At 64.4% G+C, this 18,689-nt stretch carries 16 protein-coding genes; 12 read left to right on the top strand and 4 right to left on the bottom strand.

All coding sequences use genetic code 11. The features are described from left to right. Positions 1–100 precede the first annotated feature (100 nt). The gene (locus AC07SZ_RS32990) at positions 101–994 is read left to right on the top strand and encodes a LysR family transcriptional regulator (RefSeq protein ID WP_494917584.1); all 894 of its coding nucleotides are present in this window, start codon (positions 101–103) and stop codon (positions 992–994) included. 4 nt (positions 995–998) lie between these two features. On the opposite strand, the gene AC07SZ_RS32985 is transcribed toward AC07SZ_RS32990, so the two are convergent. Then, positions 999–2,270, bottom strand: coding sequence for an NAD(P)/FAD-dependent oxidoreductase (locus AC07SZ_RS32985; RefSeq protein ID WP_056564674.1), 1,272 nt, complete (start codon positions 2,268–2,270; stop codon positions 999–1,001). Positions 2,271–2,286: 16 nt separating this feature from the next. Continuing rightward, positions 2,287–4,272 (bottom strand): S9 family peptidase, encoded by a 1,986-nt coding sequence (locus AC07SZ_RS32980; RefSeq protein ID WP_494917583.1) that lies wholly within the window; start codon positions 4,270–4,272, stop codon positions 2,287–2,289. A gap of 220 nt (positions 4,273–4,492) precedes the next feature. On the opposite strand from AC07SZ_RS32980, the gene AC07SZ_RS32975 reads away from it, so the two are divergent. The 7 genes from AC07SZ_RS32975 (at position 4,493) to AC07SZ_RS32945 (ending at position 13,225) form a co-directional block, all read left to right on the top strand. Continuing rightward, entirely contained in the window at positions 4,493–5,485 is a 993-nt protein-coding gene (locus AC07SZ_RS32975; RefSeq protein WP_081294663.1) for a dipeptidase, read from the top strand. A gap of 283 nt (positions 5,486–5,768) precedes the next feature. Further along, on the top strand, positions 5,769–7,328 hold the full coding sequence (locus AC07SZ_RS32970) for an ABC transporter substrate-binding protein (protein ID WP_056564680.1): 1,560 nt from the start codon (positions 5,769–5,771) through the stop codon (positions 7,326–7,328). 52 nt (positions 7,329–7,380) lie between these two features. Continuing rightward, the gene (locus AC07SZ_RS32965) at positions 7,381–8,328 is read left to right on the top strand and encodes an ABC transporter permease (RefSeq protein ID WP_056564683.1); all 948 of its coding nucleotides are present in this window, start codon (positions 7,381–7,383) and stop codon (positions 8,326–8,328) included. Beyond that, positions 8,306–9,196, top strand: a complete 891-nt coding sequence (locus AC07SZ_RS32960; RefSeq protein ID WP_244493909.1) for an ABC transporter permease — start codon at positions 8,306–8,308, stop codon at positions 9,194–9,196. The genes AC07SZ_RS32965 and AC07SZ_RS32960 overlap by 23 nt, the downstream gene beginning before the upstream one ends. After that, entirely contained in the window at positions 9,193–10,176 is a 984-nt protein-coding gene (locus AC07SZ_RS32955; protein ID WP_494917582.1) for an ABC transporter ATP-binding protein, read from the top strand. The genes AC07SZ_RS32960 and AC07SZ_RS32955 overlap by 4 nt, the downstream gene beginning before the upstream one ends. Continuing rightward, complete coding sequence (locus AC07SZ_RS32950) at positions 10,173–11,150, top strand: ABC transporter ATP-binding protein (protein ID WP_494917581.1); 978 nt, start codon at positions 10,173–10,175, stop codon at positions 11,148–11,150. The genes AC07SZ_RS32955 and AC07SZ_RS32950 overlap by 4 nt, the downstream gene beginning before the upstream one ends. A 47-nt stretch (positions 11,151–11,197) precedes the next feature. Further along, on the top strand, positions 11,198–13,225 hold the full coding sequence (locus AC07SZ_RS32945) for a CocE/NonD family hydrolase (RefSeq protein WP_081294662.1): 2,028 nt from the start codon (positions 11,198–11,200) through the stop codon (positions 13,223–13,225). A gap of 21 nt (positions 13,226–13,246) precedes the next feature. Here AC07SZ_RS32945 and AC07SZ_RS32940 read toward each other — a convergent pair whose 3' ends face one another. Beyond that, complete coding sequence (locus tag AC07SZ_RS32940) at positions 13,247–14,149, bottom strand: LysR family transcriptional regulator (protein ID WP_494917580.1); 903 nt, start codon at positions 14,147–14,149, stop codon at positions 13,247–13,249. 102 nt (positions 14,150–14,251) lie between these two features. On the opposite strand from AC07SZ_RS32940, the gene AC07SZ_RS32935 reads away from it, so the two are divergent. The 3 genes from AC07SZ_RS32935 to AC07SZ_RS32925 all read left to right on the top strand — a co-directional run bounded on the left by AC07SZ_RS32935 (position 14,252) and on the right by AC07SZ_RS32925 (position 16,805). Further along, positions 14,252–15,241: a zinc-dependent alcohol dehydrogenase family protein gene (locus AC07SZ_RS32935; RefSeq protein WP_056564699.1), complete on the top strand. Its 990-nt coding sequence runs from the start codon at positions 14,252–14,254 to the stop codon at positions 15,239–15,241. 210 nt (positions 15,242–15,451) lie between these two features. Further along, positions 15,452–15,751, top strand: a complete 300-nt coding sequence (locus AC07SZ_RS32930; RefSeq protein ID WP_494917579.1) for a TFIIB-type zinc ribbon-containing protein — start codon at positions 15,452–15,454, stop codon at positions 15,749–15,751. Between the two features lie 70 nt (positions 15,752–15,821). Further along, the gene (locus AC07SZ_RS32925; protein WP_056564705.1) at positions 15,822–16,805 is read left to right on the top strand and encodes a Tim44 domain-containing protein; all 984 of its coding nucleotides are present in this window, start codon (positions 15,822–15,824) and stop codon (positions 16,803–16,805) included. A gap of 37 nt (positions 16,806–16,842) precedes the next feature. Here the strand turns inward: AC07SZ_RS32925 and AC07SZ_RS32920 are convergent, their stop codons facing one another. After that, complete coding sequence (locus AC07SZ_RS32920) at positions 16,843–17,940, bottom strand: lactonase family protein (RefSeq protein ID WP_494917578.1); 1,098 nt, start codon at positions 17,938–17,940, stop codon at positions 16,843–16,845. A gap of 197 nt (positions 17,941–18,137) precedes the next feature. Between AC07SZ_RS32920 and AC07SZ_RS32915 the strand changes: the two genes are divergently transcribed. Beyond that, entirely contained in the window at positions 18,138–18,689 is a 552-nt protein-coding gene (locus AC07SZ_RS32915; protein ID WP_056564709.1) for a MaoC family dehydratase, read from the top strand.

Here is an 18,689-nt window from a genome sequence, read left to right as displayed (position 1 = left end):
ATGTTTCGATAGAGTTTGCGACGCCGAAAAGCTTGCGGCAAATACAGAAATGGTAGACCTTCATATCGAAAAGGCATGAAGACAGAACCGGACCCGAATCGTGAAGACCCTCAAGACGTCACTTCCGCTTCTGAACGCCATGGTCGCCTTCGAGGCGGCCGCGCGGCATGGCGGCCTGACACCCGCCGCGCAGGAACTCAACATCGCGCAATCCGCGGTCAGCCGCCACGTCGCCAATCTCGAGAGGCAGCTTTCGGTTGAACTGTTCACGCGTCAGGGCAACCGCGTCGCCGTCACCGGAGCCGGCAGGGCGCTGGCCGAAGCGATCCACGAAGGGCTAACGACCATCAGGCGAGCGGTGGAGGAGCTGACCGAGCACGACAGCGACACATTCGTCGTCGGCTGCAGCCATGACCTGGCGCAAGCGTGGCTGATGCCCCGCTTCGGCCTGATCACTTCGCTTGTCGCCGAAGGCCGGGTGCTGCTGCAGACATCCAACGACTACAGGGATTTCGACCAGCCTGAAGTGGCACTGTCGATCCGCTTTGGCGAGCCCGAACAATGGCCTGATCTTGTTACCGAAAAGCTGTTCGACGGAGAATGGTATCCCGTCTGCGCGCCAGCTTTCCTGGCCCGGCATCCGGCGCTTGCGACGGAAGAGCCGCAGACTTTCCTTGACGTGCCGCTGCTGCATCAGGCGACGCCGCCCAGGGCGATCGACAGCTGGCAATCGTGGATCGGAACCGACCGCAAGCTCGAGGGGCCCAGGTTCACGAGCTATATGTCGATGATACACGAGACCATCGCCGGGCGCGGCGCGGCGCTGGCCTGGGCCGGCTTCGCCGATGAACAGCTTCGCCGCGGCCAGCTCATTCGTTTGACCAAGGCCTCGCGTCGCCACGCCGGCTCCTTCCACATCGTGACGCGGAAGAATGCCGGTCCGCTGGTCAGGTCGGTGGCGCATGCGCTGCTTGGCAGCGTCGGCACCAGCTGAGGGATCAGGCTTCGCGGCCAAACCTTGAGGCGTCGTGGCGCGCGCCCCAGGCCGGCATGGCGGCCTCGACCTCGGCTTCGGACTTGAAGGCATCGGAAGCGTAACGGTCGACACGGAAGCGTCCGGGCGAGACGAACGGGGCCTGACCGAGGGCGAGTTCGCAGGCGAGCCGGCCAAGGCCCGGGCCATGGGTGACACCGCTCTCATTGTCGCCGCCGGCGATCACGACGTTGTCGCTGCCCGGGACCTTACCGACCACGAGGCTGTTGTCAGGTGTGTAGCACGGCACGCCTTGCGCCCAACTCGCGATCTTCGAACCGCGCAGCGGCGGGAAAATCGTCTGCAATTCCGCAAGCTCTTGCTCGGATGTCGCCTGCATCAGTTCCAGATTGTGCGGCTGACCGGGTTCGATGTCGCTGTCGGCCGTTTTGTAGAGAGGTTGATAGTGCCGCCCGGTGCCCCACATGACAGCGCCGAATGTTTCGCGCAGCCACAGCCGCAACTCGCGGCACTGGACTGTCGGGATCGTTGACGGCAACCCCCTGTTGTCGGTGACGATGCGCGTCGCGACGACCCGCAGCAGCGGCAGCTGCCAGCCAAGGCCCGCGATCACCTGGTTGTTCCAGGCGCCGGCGGCAACGATCGCGCCATCGGCCTCAATGCTGCCCTGGTCGGTTTCGATCGTCACCCGGTCACCCGCATCCTGGATGGCGGTGACGCGCGTCCCGTTGCGGAAGACACCGCCAAGCTCGCCGATCTGGCCGGTGAGCACCTTCATCGCCAGGCTGGTATCCAGCTGGATGCCGTGCGGGTTGTAAGCCGCCGAGTGCACGCGCGCCGGATCGATCAGGCCTTGCATCTTCTGGCCGATCTGCGCGGCGTTCAGATCCTGCATTTCCGGCGGCGCGTAGGGAGAGTCCAGCACCGGACGCACGAAGCGCTCGCGTCCATCCTCGGTCAGCGCCATGATCAAGGTGCCGTTCGGCCGGTAGCCGATCTCGACGCCGACCTCGTGCAGCCGACGATAGAAATCGAGCCCATACTGCTGCAGCTGAAAACCTTCCTCGCCGAGCGGGATCATGCCCGCGGACCAGTGGGAGACGAAACCCGCACCGGCGCCGGTGGTCGCCGCGCCCGGCTGACCCGCATCGATGATGGTCACCCGGCGCACGCCGGACCGCAGCAGATGCACGGCCGCGCTGCAGCCGATGATGCCACCGCCGATCACGGCGATATGCCGGTTGCCGCCTCCGGTGTGGTTGCCGTTTGTGCTCATCTCTTTTGTTCTCCCTTCACTGATGGCCCGGTCCCGCCCCGGCGGGGCCGATATGTCTTTCCAGCCACCACAGGATGCGCGCGGCGCTGTCGATGTATTCGGGGTAACCGCGCAGGCTGTGCCCAGCCTTCGGATAGATGACGAGAGCGCTCGGCGCGCCGGACCTCAGGGCCGCGAAATGGCATTCCTCGGCCTGTCCCGGCGGTGTGCTCTTGTCGATGGCGCCGGCCATGATCAGCGACGGCACGATCTTCTTCTGCTTGTGGAACGCGGGGCTGCGCGCAAAATACTCGCCGCCGGGTTGCCACGGCGACGTCGTCAGCATGATCTCGTCAAATTCAGGGATTTGCGACGTGCGGTGCTGGCTATACCAGTCGCCAACCGGAGAGATCGGCACCGCCGCGGCGAAGCGGTCGCTCTGCGAGGGCAGCCAGGCTGACATGAAGCCGCCATAGCTGGTGCCGGTGACGGCGACGCGCGCGGCATCGACCAGCCCGCGCGCGACCAGCGCGTCGACCCCGCCGATGATGTCCTGCGCGTCGGCGCCGCCCATGTCGCCCTTGACGGCACGGGCAAAGTCGTCGCCGCGCCCGGTGCTGCCACGCGGGTTCGGGAACAGGACCGTCCAGCCGCGGCTGGCAAGAATGGCGCCGGCGCGCGAACGGCCAAGCCAGCGGTTGCGGTGCGCCGAAACCGGCCCGCCATGAACGTCCACCAGGAGCGGCGTCGGGGCCGTCGCGCCAGACGGCCGCACCAGCCAGCCCTGGATCGTCAGCCCGTCCGGCACCGGCCATTCGAAGGGCTCGACCATACCGCAGGCGGCCATCGCCTTGGCGGCACCGGGCGCGGCCAGCGAGGCCAGTTCAACAATGGAGCCATCCGTCTCTTCGGCCAGGAACGGCGCGCGCGACCAGGATTCGGCGATGAACAGCGAGCCCCTGTCTCCGATCGGGTGAGACGCGGGCACCCACTCGCCATGGGTGAGTTCGCGCGACGCCCAATGTTGCGTCGCGACCGCACGGTCGAGCGAGAAATCGCCGCTCACGGTTTCTGGGCCACCAGCACCGGCAAAATGGATGACCGTTGCCGAACGCCATTCGACCGATGTCACATCGATGCCCGGCGTGTCGGCAATTACATCCGCACCGGTTTTCAAATCGAGAATGGAAAGCAGGCCCGCGACCAGCCCGCGATCGCTGCAGAATGCCTGGACGAAGGCGACCTTGTCGCCGCCCGGACCGCCCCTGACGCAGCCGATCTGGTCCTTTGGCGTGTGGATCGTCCGCGCGGAGCCCGAGCCGGCATCGACCAGCGCCAGATGCGCCCTGTACCAGCTGCCCTCGCTGTGATCGTCGCTGACCAGGGCAACAATACTGCCGTTGCCGGACCAGCTCGCTTCCCAGACGTTCAGCGGCGGGGCGGTGAGCGGGCGGGCGGCACCCTTGATATCCCAGATCCATATGCGGCGCCAAAGGTCCTCGCCCTCGCCCAGCCGAACCTCGGGCAGCCAGGCAACGGCTTCCGCCTGTTGTTTCTGGGCATAGCCGCCGTGGATACCGGCAAGGTCGGCCGCGGTTCCGGCAACCACCAGAAGAAGTTTCTTGCCGTCCGGCGACCAGTCGAGCTGTTCGATGCGCCCTTGCAAGGCGGCGCTCGCGACAACGACACTGTCGGACCATATCTCGATCAGGTCCGTCGCGGGACCGTCACCCTGGCAGGCGAATGCCAGCCGCGCCCCGTCAGGCGACAAACGGATCTGCCGCGCTTCCCTTTCGCTCAGACGTTTGAGCGGACCGCCACCGCGTGCGACCTGGTAGAGCCTGCTCGCGGGTCCATCCTCGATCGTTCCTTCGAAACTCTGGCCGATGAAATGGAGTTGTCCCGCGCCATGATGGCCGCACAGCGAGCGGCCGCCGAAGACGTGGCCGGGGGCGCCAAGAAGATCGCTGTAGAAGCCATGGACGGCTTCGAATTCCGCCGAGGAGCGAAAATCCCGTTGCATCGGATACCCTCATAATCATGCGCTGCGGACACCACCGCGCGGAGCCGCGCCGCACTGTCCTGATGGCAACGACGGCGACCATACAGGCTCAATCGGAGCTGTCTAGACACATGTGTCTGTGGCCTGATAGTTGATAGGCGCTGCATCTGGATCATGCGACCGGAACGCTGATTGATCCGGCATTCCGAGATGTTGGTACTGCCGAGAGAGCGAGGAAAAAGTGACCGTTTCGAATGCCGCCCGGGCAATTTTTGACAGTGAAATCATTTGGGACGCGCATTCCGGCTTCATGCCGGATCCGGCGGCGGACCTGAACAATCTGCAGATCTGGCGCGATGCCGGCATCGACTATCTGTCGATCGACGTCGGCTTCGATCTGTTGCCCTGGGAGCAGACCGTCAGGACGCTGGCGAATTTCCGCCACTGGATCCTTTCCAATTCCCAGCATTACACCCTCGTCTCCTCGGTCGCGGAAATCCGCAAGGCCAAGGCCGAGGGCAAACTCGCGATCACGTTCGACATAGAGGGCATGAACGCGCTCGACGGCCGCATCGAGATGGTGGAGTTCTACCACCAGCTCGGCGTGCGCCAGATCCTGTTTGCGTACAACAGGAACAATCTTGCCGGCGGCGGCTGCCACGACGTCGAGACCGGCCTGACAGCGTTCGGCCGCGAGGTCATCGACGAGATGAACCGTCTCGGCATGTTTGTCGACGTCACCCATACCGGCTACCGCACTTCAATGGAGGTCATGGAGTATTCCAACCGGCCGGTCATCTTCTCGCACTCCAACCCCAAGGCGCTTTGCGGTCACGGCCGCAACATCACCGACGATCAGATCAAGGCCTGCGCACGCACCGGCGGCATTGTCGCGATCGTCGGGCTCAATCGTTTCCTCGGCGAAGGCCGGACGGATTCGGAGAGGCTGGCCGACCACATCGAATATCTCGTCGATCTGATCGGCCCGCGCCATGTCGGCATAGGGCTGGACTACGCCTTCCCGGTCGACGTCAAGGGTATCGACCGCATCATCTCCGACAACCCGCAATTCTGGCCCAAGAACGAATATCCCGAAGGTGCCACGACCTACTCGGCCCCTGGCCAGATGCGCGAACTGGCCGAGGTGCTGCTGCGCCGTGGCCAATCGGAGCATGCGGTGCGCGACATCATGGGCGGCAATTTCATGCGGCTCGCGAGCGAGATCTGGAAGTAGTCGAGAACACGGGCTGCGCTTCAGCTCTTGCTTCCGCCGACCGGCGGGCCAGCTTGCCAGGGGGGCCGATCGCATCTCGCCCCCCCGCCCGAGTGTCGGCAGGGGCGGATCGGATATCGGAATTTTGCGCAAGACGCGCCATATCCAAGATTCGAACATGCCAGCAAAATTTTCGCTAGACATACATGTCTATCCCTAGCAGTTTTAGCTGACCAATAAATTCGGCGCGGTTCGAAAAAGCCAGCAGATCAAGCACGACAATTAAAACAGCAGAGGGTAGAGCATGTCCATTTTGACCGACACCAGGGTTTCGCGACGCGGCCTGCTGGCTGGAGCCGGAGCCTTTGGTCTTGCCTCGATGGTCAATCCAAAAATCTCCTGGTCGGCCGATGGCCCGATCCTGAAGGTGCGCTCATACGCCGACATCCAGACGCTCGACCCCTGCTTCCGGCTGGCCGCGCCCGAAGGCGACATCACCAGCGTCATTTTCGCCGGCCTCGTCGTCACCACGCCTGGCGAGAGTTGGGGCTGGCGGCCGATGGCGGCGGAGACGATCACGCAACTCGACCCCCTGACGGTCGCCTTCAAACTGCGCGACAATATCGGCTTCACCGACGGCTATGGTCAGATGACGGCGGAAGACGTCAAATTCTCGATCGAGCGCATCGCCGACCCGGCCAACAAGAGCCCCTATGCCGGCGACTGGGCGACGCTCAAGGAGGTCGAGGTCAAGGACAAGCTCTCGGGCATCATCCATCTCAAGCAGGCCTTCGCGCCGCTGTGGACATCCACCTTGCCGACGCCGTCCGGGACCATCCTATCGAAGAAAGCCATCACCGAACTCGGCGGCAAGTTGGGCGTCAAGCCGGTTGCGCAGTCGGGCCCCTACATACTGAAGGAATGGCTGCCCAAGCAGCGCACGGTGCTGGTGCGCAACCCTGACTGGAAGTACGAGCCGGGCGGCTTTGCCGAAATCCACATCCATCCGATCGAGGACGAGAAGACAGGCGAACTCGGCTACGAGGCCGGCGATCTCGATTACACCTGGACCGCGGTCTCCTCGATCTCGCGGCTGAAACAGACGCCGCCGCCGAAGACCAAGGTCGTCGAGAAGCCGTCGCTGGCCTTTGTCTGGCTGGGCATGAACCAGGATGTCGCGCCGTTCAACAATCCGAACATGCGCCGCGCGGTGCAATATGCGGTGGACCGCAAGGCCGTCGTCGATGCGGCCTATTTCGGCGCGGCCGCCACCGCAACCGGCATCATCGCGCCCGGCCTGCCCGGCCACCGCGAGAAGAACCTTTTCGACTACGATCCGGACCGCGCTCGCGACATGATCGCCAAGGAGGGGCTTGCCGGCACAACGATCACGCTCGACATCCTCAACAAGACCGAGCGCCTGACCGCCGCTCAGGTCGTGCAGTCGAACCTGCAGGATGTCGGCCTCAACGTCGAGATCAAGCAGAACGACAGCGGCACCTTCTGGACGCTCGGCGCCAAGGAAGGCGACTACTGGAAGAAGCTGCAGATGATCATCAGCCGCTTTTCCATGCAGCCGGACCCAAGCTGGGCCACCGCGTGGTTCACACGCGACCAGATCGGCGTCTGGAACTGGGAGCGTTTCTCCAGCGAGGAATTCGACAAGCTCAATGCCGAGGGCATGGTCGAACTCGACCCGGCCAAGCGCGACGTCATCTACAAGAAGCTGCAGGACCTGATGGAAGAGAACGGCAACTACGTCTTCCTCACCCACGAAGTCACCGGCGTCATGTATCGCGACTCGGTCGCGGCCGGCCTGAAGCCGAACGGTGAACCGGTGTTCACCGATTTCAAACCGGCATGACATCGACCCGCGGGGGCCTGCCCCCGCCGGAGACGTTCCGACGGGTAATGACATGATCCGCTACGCTCTCAAGCGTCTGTGGCTGGGCGCCATCATCATCAGCTTCGCGCTGATGATGATGTTCGCCATGGTTTACCTCATCCCCGGCGATCCGGCGTCCGTCGCGCTGGGACCACGCGCGACGCCGGAGATGAAGGAGGCGTTGCGCGAGCGCATGGGCCTGGATCAGCCCGTCTGGCGGCAATTCGTGAACTTCTATGGATCAGCCTTGCATGGCGACCTCGGCACGGAAGTCTTGTCCGACCGCCCGGTGCTGAACGTGGTGATGGAGCAACTCCCGTTCACGCTGGCGCTCATCATCGGCGGCATCACCTGGTCGGTGGCGCTCGGCATTCCGCTTGGCTGCATCGCGGCGGTGCGGCGCGGCGGCTTCGTCGACCAGGTGATCGGCGTATTGTCGGTGGCGATGATCGCGGTGCCGTCCTTCGTCGTCGCCATCTATTCGCTACTGGTCTTTGCCGTTGCCCTGCAATGGCTGCCGGCAATCGGTGCCGGCGACCCCGGAAACCTCGCCAGCCAGCTTCAACATCTCATCCTGCCGTCATTGGCGGTCGGCCTTGGCTGGATCGGCTATATCTCGCGCATGGTGCGCGCCTCGATGCTGGAGACGCTGGAGGCCAGCCATATCCGCACGGCGCGCGCCTTCGGCCTGCCCGAACACCGCATCATCTACACCTACGCGCTGCGCATCGCCGTGCTGCCGACCATCACCCTGCTCGGCGTCGGCATCGGCCACATGCTGTCGTCTTCGGTCTTCGCCGAAATCGTCTTTGCCCGCCCCGGCATAGGCAAGCTGGTCTATGAAGCGATTTCGGTGCGCAACTACCCCATCGTCTCCGGAGCCGTGCTGGTCACCACCGTCTTCTTCGTCCTCGTCAACGTAGCGGCAGACATACTGGTCGGCCTATTGGATCCCCGTGTCAGATCAAGTTTCAACTGAGCTGTCCTTTCGCGGCAGCCGCCTCGGCGGCGTGTGGCGCACCGTGCGCCGCATCATGCGCGAGCCGCTCGGCGCCATCGGCCTGACGCTGGTTGCGGTGGTGGTGCTTTCGGCTGTATTCGCCAGTGTCCTGACCAGCTATACGCCGAGCAAGATTTCGCCAGCCGAGCGCTTCGCCTCGCCCAGCCTTCTGCACCTGCTCGGCACCGACCATCTAGGCCGCGATCTTTTTACCCGGGTTCTCTACGGCGGACGCGTCGCGCTGATGATCGCGCTGGGGTCAACCCTGGTGTCGCTGATTGTCGGGGTGGTGCTGGGCCTGATCGCCGGCTATGGCCCGCGATGGCTCGACAATGTGCTGCTGCTCATCTTCGACGCGGTGAAGAGTTTCCCGACCGTCATGCTGGCGCTGACGCTGGTCACCCTGTTCGGGCCCTCGCTCTATGCGGTGGTGCTGGTGGTGATGCTGGTCAACGTGCCCGGCTATGCGCGCATCATCCGCACCCAGACGCTGGTGCTCAAATCCGCCGAACATGTCATGGCGGCGCGCTCGATGGGCGCAAGCGCCGGCCGCATCCTGCGCGTCCATATCTTGCCCAACATCATCGGCCCGATCCTGATCCTGGTGTCGATGGACATCCCCGTGGTGGTGGCGATCGAGGCCGGCATGAGCTTCCTCGGGCTTGGCGTGCGGCCGCCGACGCCGAGCTGGGGCGCAATCCTCAATGACGGCTTCGCCAACATCCGTGATTCCTACTGGATCGTAATCGCCGGCGGCCTGCCGATCGTGCTGACCACGCTCGGCTTCACCTTCTTCGGCGAGACCTTACGCGATCTCTTCGATCCCCGGCTGAAGGGGCGGTCATGACGGTTCTCGCGGTGAAGAATCTCAGCGTTGCCTTCCACACCGAGAGCGGCCGGCTGGAGGCGCTGAAAGACGTCAGCTTTTCCGTACCCTCCAACCGCAGCGTCGGCGTGGTCGGCGAATCCGGCTGCGGGAAGTCGACGCTGATCAACGCCATACTCGGCCTGCTCGCCGACAATGGCGAGATATCGTCGGGCGAGATCGTCTTCGAAGGCGACAAGGACCTCACCCGACTTGACCCGACCGCGATGCGCGGGCTGCGTGGCCGCAGGATCGCCACCGTGTTCCAGGATCCGATGGGCGCGCTCAATCCCGTGCTTTCGGTGGGACGGCAGATGCGTGACATCCAGTATCGCTCAGGCCTATCGAAGCGGGACAAGGACGCGCGCTCGGTCGCCATGCTGCGCAAGGTCCGCATTCCCGATCCGGAAAGCCGGCTGGCGCAGTTTCCGCACGAATTCTCCGGCGGCATGAAGCAGCGCATCGCCATCGCCATGGCGCTGATGATGGAACCGGCGCTGCTGATTGCCGACGAGCCGACCACCGCGCTCGACGCGACGCTGGAGGTGGCCACTATCGAGCTGCTCAAGGACCTGCAGCGCGAGATCGGCTGCTCGGTGCTTTTCATCTCGCATCACCTGGGGGTTATCGCCGAACTCTGCGACGAGATGATCGTCATGTATGCCGGCGAAGTGGTGGAGAGCGGCACGACCCGCGAGATCTTTCATGATGCGCGTCATCCCTATACCCAAAAGCTGCTCGCCTGCGATCCGGCGCGGCTGTCGCAACGGGTCGCCCGCCTGCCGACCATCGCCGGAACCTTGCCGGACCTGCGCCGGCGGCCGAGCGGCTGCGTCTTCCAGCCGCGTTGCGACCGCGCCGACGCGCAATGCCTGACGACACCTCCCAACGCTCCACTTGGCGGATCCCACATCGCCCGATGCTGGCACGCGGACGTTCCCCTGGTGGTGATGAGCGCATGAGCTCCGACGACCTGCTCCGCATCAGCGATCTACGCGTCTCGTTCCGGGTTGGCGGGCTGACCGCCAGGCTGGCTGGGCGCGCCACGGAGATCGAGGCGGTCTCCGGTGTCAGCTTCAACCTGCAGCGCGGCACCACTTTCGCGCTGGTCGGCGAATCCGGCTCCGGCAAGACCACTCTCGCACGTACGATCAATGGTCTTCAGCCCGTCAAATCGGGCACGATCCTGTTCGAAGGACAGGAGTTGCAGGGTCTCTCCAACGCCGCGATGAAGCCGGTGCGGCGGCGCATGCCGATGATGTTCCAGGATCCGATCGGGTCGCTGTCGCCACGGCTCAGCGTGCGGTCGCTGCTGTCGGAGCCCTTCGTCATCCATGGGCTCTCCAACCGTGATCTCGACGCCGAGGTCACGCGGCTTCTGACGCTGGTCGGGCTGCCGCGCGAGTTCGCCGACCGCTATCCGCACCAGCTGTCCGGCGGCCAGGCACGCCGCGTCGGCGTCGCGCGGGCGATCGCGCTCGATCCCGTGCTGGTGGTAGCCGACGAACCGACGGCCGGCCTCGATGTCTCCGTACAGGGCGAGGTGCTGAACCTGCTCAACGATCTGCGCGACCGCATGGGCCTGTCGATGCTGATCATCACCCACAATCTGCATGTCGTGCGCCAGATCGCCGACCGCATGGCGGTGATGTATCTGGGCCGTTTCGTCGAACAGGGCGAGACCGAAGCGATCTTCCGCGCGCCGCACCATCCCTATACGGCGGCACTTCTATCGGCCAATCCGGAGCCCGATCCCGACAGGATGCACCAGCGCATCACCCTGCCGGCGGACGTGCCGTCGCTGCTGGCGCGGCCGAAGGGCTGTGAATTCCATACACGCTGCCCGCAAGCACGGGACCGTTGCGCGGTCGATGCCCCTATCCCGGCCGCTGTGGGCGACAGCCGTCTGACCTGCCATTTCCCGCTGAACACATAAGGACAGCCCTCGGCACAACTATTGGCCGGGGCGTCGAGAGGAGCCGCATGCAAGATATCCGCGTCATCACCGATTTTCCGCGCAAGGTGCGAGAGATCGAGAACCTCTGGATTCCGATGCCCGACGGCATCAAGCTGGCGGCGCGCGTCTGGCTGCCGGAAGACGCCGACGCCGATCCGGTGCCGGCGATCCTTGAATACCTGCCCTATCGCAAGCGCGACGGAACGGTGGAACGCGATGCGCTGACGCACCCCTATTTCGCCGGGCACGGCTATGCCGGCGTGCGTGTCGACATGCGCGGCTCGGGCGACAGCGAAGGGCTGTGCAAGGGCGAGTATCTGAAGCAGGAACAGGACGACTGCCTGGCGGTGATCGAATGGTTGGCCCGGCAACCCTGGTGCTCGGGCAGCGTGGGCATGATCGGCATCAGCTGGGGTGGTTTCAACGGACTACAGGTCGCCGCCCGGCGCCCGCCGGCGCTGAAAGCTGTCATCTCGCTGTGCTCGACCGACGACCGCTACAATGACGATGTGCATTACCTCGGCGGCGCCATGATGTGCGACAATCTAATGTGGGGAACGACGGCCTGGGCGATCGCCATGACGCCTCCTGATCCGCTGATCGTCGGCGACCGCTGGCGTGACCTGTGGGAGCAGCGGCTGAACGGCAACGGCATATGGATGCAGGACTGGTTCGAACACCAGCGCCGCGACGATTTCTACAAGCATGGCTCGATCTGCGAGGACTATGCCGATGTCGAAATTCCGGTCTATGCCGTCGGCGGCTGGGCCGATGGCTACCCCAATCCGATCTTCCGCATGCTGGAAAACCTGCCCGGTCCCCGCAAGGGCCTGATCGGCCCCTGGGGGCACAAATATCCCCACTTCGCCATGCCCGGCCCACGCATGGGCTTCCTGCAGGAATGTCTGCGCTGGTGGGACCAGTATCTGAAGGGGATCGATACCGGCATTGCCGACGAGCCGATGCTGCGCGCGTGGATCCAGGATCCGGCGCGGCCGGCCGCGATCTATGATGAGCGGCCCGGCCGCTGGGTGGCCGAGCCTTCCTGGCCAGGGCCGGGCGTCGGGCAAAAGGTGCTGAACCTTGCTCCCCATGTGTTGAGCGAGGCCAAGGGCGATAACGCGATCCTGGAGATTTCATCGCCACAGACGGCCGGACTGTCTTCAGGCGCCTGGTGTGGCTACGGCGTCATGCCGACCTTGCCGGTCGACCAGCGGAGCGAGGAAGGCAACGCCCTGATCTTCGAGACGGCGCCGTTGACCGAAGCCGTCGAGATCCTCGGCTTCCCCGAATTCGAGGTCAAGCTCGCCTCCGACAAACCGGTCGCGCTCCTCTCCGCCACCCTGTCGCAGGTGTTCGCGGACGGTGCGGCCTCGCGCGTCAGCTACGGCATCCTCAACCTCAGCCATCGCAACGGCGACCTGGAGATCGAGCCGCTGGTGCCAGGGCAAGCGGAGACAGTTCGCATCAAGCTGCGCTGCTGCGGACAGCGTTTCGAGGCCGGCGAGCGCATCCGGCTGGCGCTTGCGACGTCGCACTGGCCGATCGTCTTCCCCACGGCCGAACAGGCGACGCTGTCGATCCATTGCGGCAGCAGCCGGCTGATCCTGCCGGTGCGCGCGCCGCAGAAGCTGGATGACACGCTGGGAGCATTTCTCGGCCCGGAGAGCGCCAGCCCGATGGAGCAGGAGGTGCTGGCCAAGGGCGACGGCTTCCAGCGCTCGGTGTCGACCGACCAGGTCACCGGCGAAACCGTCTACCAGGTGATCAATGACGGCGGCACGGTGCGGCACCCGCATACGGGAATGACCCTTTCGGCAAGGCATGTCGACCGCTTCACCATCCACCCCGACGATCCGAACACGGCGGTCGGCACCTGCACATGGGAGAAATCCTACGGCAGAGGCGACTGGCAAGCGCGTGTTTCGGTCAAGGCGACGGTGCGCGCGCTGCGCGATGTCTGGCGGATCGAGACCCACATCACCGCGCATGATCGCAACGAGGTGGTCGTCGACCGGAGCGAGGTCAAGGAGTATCCGCGCGACCTCAACTGAGAGGCCCGGCACGGCTCGCGATCACGCCATCAATTTCGGCAAGGCGGCCGCCAGCGCGTCGACGGCGAGCCGCACCTTGAGCGGCAGATGCGGCGTCCGCAGCCAAAGGGCGTGGCAGTCGTAGGGATAGCGCGGCTGGTCCGGCAACAGCGCCACCAGCGCACCGCTTCGAATGCGCTCGCGCACCAGCCACCAGGGCAGCCACGCCAGCCCCATGCCTTCGACCGCAGCATCGGCGATGGCATCGAGATCGTCGAGCCGCAGCCGGCCGCTGGGCACGATCTCCCGCGCAGTTTGCCCTTCACGCGCAAACAGCCAGGGCTGAACGACCTGGCCGAGGCGGCGATAGACGATTGCCTGATGGTCGGCGAGATCCTCGATCCGCCGCGGTTCGCCATGGCGTTGCAGATAGGAGGGCGCCGCGCAAACGATCATGCCCTGGCGCGCGACACGGCGCGCGATCACGCCAGCCTTGTCGTCCAGATCGCCGGTCCGGATGGCGAGATCGTAGCCGTCCTCGGCAAGATCTGCGAAGCGGTCGCTGAGCGACAGGTCTAGTTCCAGCATCGGATATTGCCGTGCCAGTTGCAGCAGCACGGGGGTGACGCAGTGGCGGCCGAAATGCGCCGGCATGGTGACGCGCAGTTTTCCGCGCGGTTCGGAGAGTTGGTCGGCGGCCAGCGCGTCGGCGGCCTCCGCCTCGGCCAGCACGACCCGGCAGCGTTCGTAATAGGCACGGCCGAAATCGGTCAGGCTCTGACGGCGCGTGGTGCGGTTGATGAGGCGCACCCCCAGCCGTTCCTCGAGAAAGCGGACGTGCTTGCCCACCATAGGTCCGGACAGGTCGAGCGCGACCGCAGCAGCCGCGAACGAGCCAAGATCGGCCGCCTTGACGAACACGGCCATGCTCTCGAGTCGATCCATATTCGAAACCCTTGGTTTCTACTGCTTTATCACTACGCCCATTTATCCATGAAACCTTTATCTGCATAGCTCATTCGGTTCAGATAATTTGGAGTAACCCGAATGGCACGTGTTGTCCGCTTCCACCAGCATGGCGGTCCCGAGGTTCTGCGCATCGAGGATGTCGACCTCTCCCCACCGGCTCCGGGCGAGGTTCAAATCCGTATCAAGGCACTCGGCATCAATCGCGCCGAAGCGCTGCTGCGCGCCGGCACCTATATCGAGACACCCGCCCTGCCCTCCGGGCTTGGCCTCGAGGCGGCGGGGGTTGTCGAAACAGTGGGCGAAGGCGTGAAGGGTTTCGCGCCGGGCGACGCTGTCAGCGTCATCCCGCCGCAATCGATGGTGCGCTGGCCGGCTTATGGCGAGTTGGTCACCTATCCCGCCGCGCTGCTCGTCAAGCACCCACCGTCGCTCGACTGGAAAACGGCGGCGGCTGTCTGGATGCAATACCTCACCGCCTATGGCGCGCTGATCGACATTGCCAAACTTGGCGATGGGGATGCCGTCGTCATCACCGCGGCCTCAAGCAGCGTGGGGCTTGCCGCGATCCAGATCGCCAACAAGGTTGGCGCGGCAGTCATCGCGGTGACTCGGACATCGACGAAGAAACAGGCCTTGCTCGATGCCGGAGCGGCTGAAGTTGTGACCCTAGCCGAGGAGGATCTCACCGCACGGCTGAACACAATCGTGGGACCGAAAGGCGTGCGCGTCGTGCTGGATGCGGTCGGCGGCCCGATCTTCGGGCCGCTGACGGCAGCGATGTCAAAGGGCGGCATCCTGATCGAGTATGGCGGCCTCAGCAGCGAGCCGACGCCGTTTCCCCTGGCTGCCGTGCTGGGCAAGACGCTGACGCTGCGTGGCTACCTCGTCCACGAGATCACCGGCGACCCGAGGAAATTGGAGGCAGCGAAGACGTTCATCCTCGAGGGCCTGGAGACAGCCACGCTGAGGCCAATCATCGACAGGACCTTTGCCTTCGACCAGATCGTCGAAGCGCATCGCCATCTCGAATCGAACGACCAGTTCGGCAAGATCGTAGTGACGATCTGAGATCGTGGTGACGGTCTGAGCAACGGCAAACAAATCACCCGGGCCGGCACTATCGCCCTTGAAGGCGCGGCTCCGCGTTCCTAACTGACTGGTGCGGGCCGGGCCCCTCTGACTGTCGCCAATGGCGACCGTGATGTCGGACCGCTTTAACGGGCCCGTTTCCATCCTTTTAGGTCAAGCGGGCTCAATCCTTTCGGTTTGGAGCCCCGTATGACATCTTCCCTCCTTGGCCTGGTTTGCCCCTCCTGCCGCGTCGCGCTTGTGATGAGCGAACGCCAGGGTATCGAAATCGACTACTGTCCGCAGTGCCGCGGCGTCTGGCTTGATCGAGGCGAACTCGACAAGATCATCGAGCGTTCCGGCAGGGAGGCGTCGCCCGCGCCGCAGCAGCAGCCGGCAGCCTTCTCGCAGCCGCAGCAAGGCCATGGCCGCGATGACGATTATTCGCGCTCGCAGGGTCACCGTTATCCCAAGCGGAAGAAATCATTCTTCGAAGAATTGTTCGATTGACCGGGCTCCGGAGCCCGGGCCGACGTTTGCTGAAAATTTCCAAAACCACATCGATAAAGGTTCATTTCCTATGATGTCTCGCACCAGCCGATTTGCAACCCTGTTTGCCGGACTGTTCCTCGCATTCTCCATGGTCGCGATCGATCATGCCGAAGCGCGGCGCGGCGGCAGTTTCGGCAGTCGCGGCACGCGCACGTTCCAGTCGGCGCCGCCGACAAGGACCGCACCGGCGCCGACCGCTCCGGTCGAGCGTTCGATGACGCCCAACACCGGTGTGAACCCTGCCGCCCGGCAGCCTCAGGCCGGCCCGCAGAGGCCGGGCTTCATGAGCGGCTTCGGCGGAACGATGATGCGCGGACTGCTGATCGGTGGCCTGATCGGACTGCTCCTGGGTCAAGGCTTCGGCGGCCTGGCCGGCATGTTCGGCTTCCTGCTTCAGGCCCTGCTCATCGGTGGCGCCATCATGCTGGCCATCCGCTTCTTCCGCTCGCAATCCGCGCGTGGCCCCGCGCCGGCGCTCGCCGGTGCCGGCAATGTCCAGGCGTCGCGATTTGAGAACCGCGCAACGGGACAGCAGCAGGCGGCAGGCTCGTTCTCAATCCCCGGCTTTGGTTCGGGCGGAGGCTCTCCGGCCACTGCTGTCTCCGAGGAGATCACACTGGCTCAGAGCGACCTCGATGCGTTTCAGCAGTTGCTGACCGACGTCCAGGAAGCTTTCGGGCGCGAAGACCATGCCGCCCTGCGCCAGGCAACGACGCCCGAAATGGTGTCCTATCTCTCGGAAGAACTGGCCGACAATGCCCAGAAAGGTCTCAGGAACGAGGTCTCTGACATCACTCTGCTGCAGGCCGACATCGCCGAAAGCTGGCGCGAGGATGACCGCGACTACGCCACGGCCGCGCTGCGCTACGAGTCTCGCGACGTGATGCGCGAACGGGCCAGCGGCAAGGTCGTCGAGGGCGACGAGGGCCATCCGACCGAAACGACCGAGCTATGGACATTCACGCGTCAGAACGGCTCGAGCTGGAAACTCTCGGCCATACAGCAGGCCTGAGCCCGGCCAGTTCATCCGGAGGGGCGCTGCAAGCCCCTCAGCGCACGATCCTGACGCACATCGGCGTGCCGATCTCGATGGCGCGTCCGGTGTCGGTCAGCATGCCGCTCGCCGCGTCACGCGCGAAGAGCGAGATGAGGTCGGCATCCTGGTTGGCGCAGAACAGATGGCTGCCGGACGGCGTCAGGGCCAGGTTGCGTGGCGTGGCACCCCCGCAAGGGACATAGCCGACGAGGCTCAGCACGCCGGTCTGCTGGTCGACAGCCATGATGACGACGCTGTCGTGACCACGGTTGGAGCCGTAGACAAAGCGGCCATCCGGCGAGATCTGGATATCCGCGCAGTGATTGCCATCGCGCGCCGCGGCGGGGACCGCCGGTTTGACGTCGATGATGGAGAGCTTGCCTGATGCCTCGTCCAGCACCATCGACACGACGGTCGAATCCAGCTCGTTCATGACGAAGACGAAGCGTCCGTTCGGGTGCAGTGCGAGATGGCGAGGTCCCGCGCCCGGCGTCAGGGCGGACTCGGTGACCTTCGTCAGCTTTCCATCATGCCTGATCCGGTAGGATACCAGCCGGTCGATACCGAGATCGGCGACGATGGCCGTTCCGCCGGCAATGGTTTCGGTGACGCTGTGGGCGTGCGAGCGTTCCTGCCGCGCCGCATTCGGGCCGCTGCCCTTGTGCGAGACACTGGCCAGCGGCGGCGTCAACGCGCCGTCCTTCTCAAAGCCGTAGACCACCACCGCACGATCCGGACCGCCCTCCCCCATGCCGTAATTGGCGACCAGCAGTTTGGCGCCATCGCGGGTGATGGTGTTGTGAGCGGTGATGCTGCCAAGCGACGGCTGCTTGTTCAGATAGGTGAGCGTGCCTGAACCACGATCGAAGCGGTAGGCGGAAACCGTTCCCTCGCGCCAGGCGAATACTTCCGAATTGGCGTAGATGCGCGAACCATCCGGCGTCACCGACAGAAAGGTCGGATTGTCGACGTCGTCGGTCTCCGCCAGCTTTCGTATTTCCAGCGTTGCTTCATCGAAGCTGTAGACGCCGAGCCCGACGCCCCGCGCGCCCTGGAAATAGGGCGCCTCGCGGTTCAGGCTGCCGACGAAGACCAGACAGTCCGTGCTCATGATTCCTCCCTGCCCGCCTGCGCCTGGGCGTGCGGGGCCGGTCAAAATTTCGCCTGTCCTCGCTTGCAACACAACCCCATATGTGAAAATAGTATTTACAAAAGAAGATTGACGGGAGGAGACGTCGTGCAGCCAAGCGCTTTCAGCGGTATTCAAGCGGTTGCCCGGAGCCTCCTGCGAGACCGCCGGAGCCAGCCATGACCGACTTCGCCCCGACCGTGGGGGTCGCCTCGACGCACCCGAGGAACATGCCCGAGGAGCACGCCGCCTTGCCGGTGTGGAATGCCGAGAACTGGTTCTACGAAGACTGGCCGGTCGGCCAGAAAATCCGCTCCTTGCGGCGCACGATGGCCGAGGGCGACAGCCATCTGTTCAACACGCTGGTGCTCGACATCCACCCCTACGTGCAAGACCAGATGTTCGCCGAGAGCGAAGGCATTTTCGGCAAGCGGCTGATCGCCGGCGCCTTCGTCTTTTCGGCGGGCCTCGGGCTGGTCGCCACCAACTGCGTCAACGCCTTTTCCTACGGCTATGACAAGCTCCGTTTCATAAAGCCTGTCTTCATTGGCGACACGATCTATTCGATCCGTTCCAACCTCGACAAGAAGCCCCGCTACAAGGAGATGGGGCTGATCCGCGCCAGCTACGAAGTGTTCAAGGGCGAAGGCGAGCTCGTTCTGTATTGCGAGCACCTGCAGACGGTGAAGTACCGCAACCCCGCCGATTTCGTCGGCAAGACGGAGAAATAA

The sequence above is a fragment of the Mesorhizobium sp. GW821-FHT07A06 genome (assembly GCF_059419085.1).
Note: the sequence above shows the minus strand (reverse complement) of the source record. Positions and strands in the feature narration are given on the sequence as shown.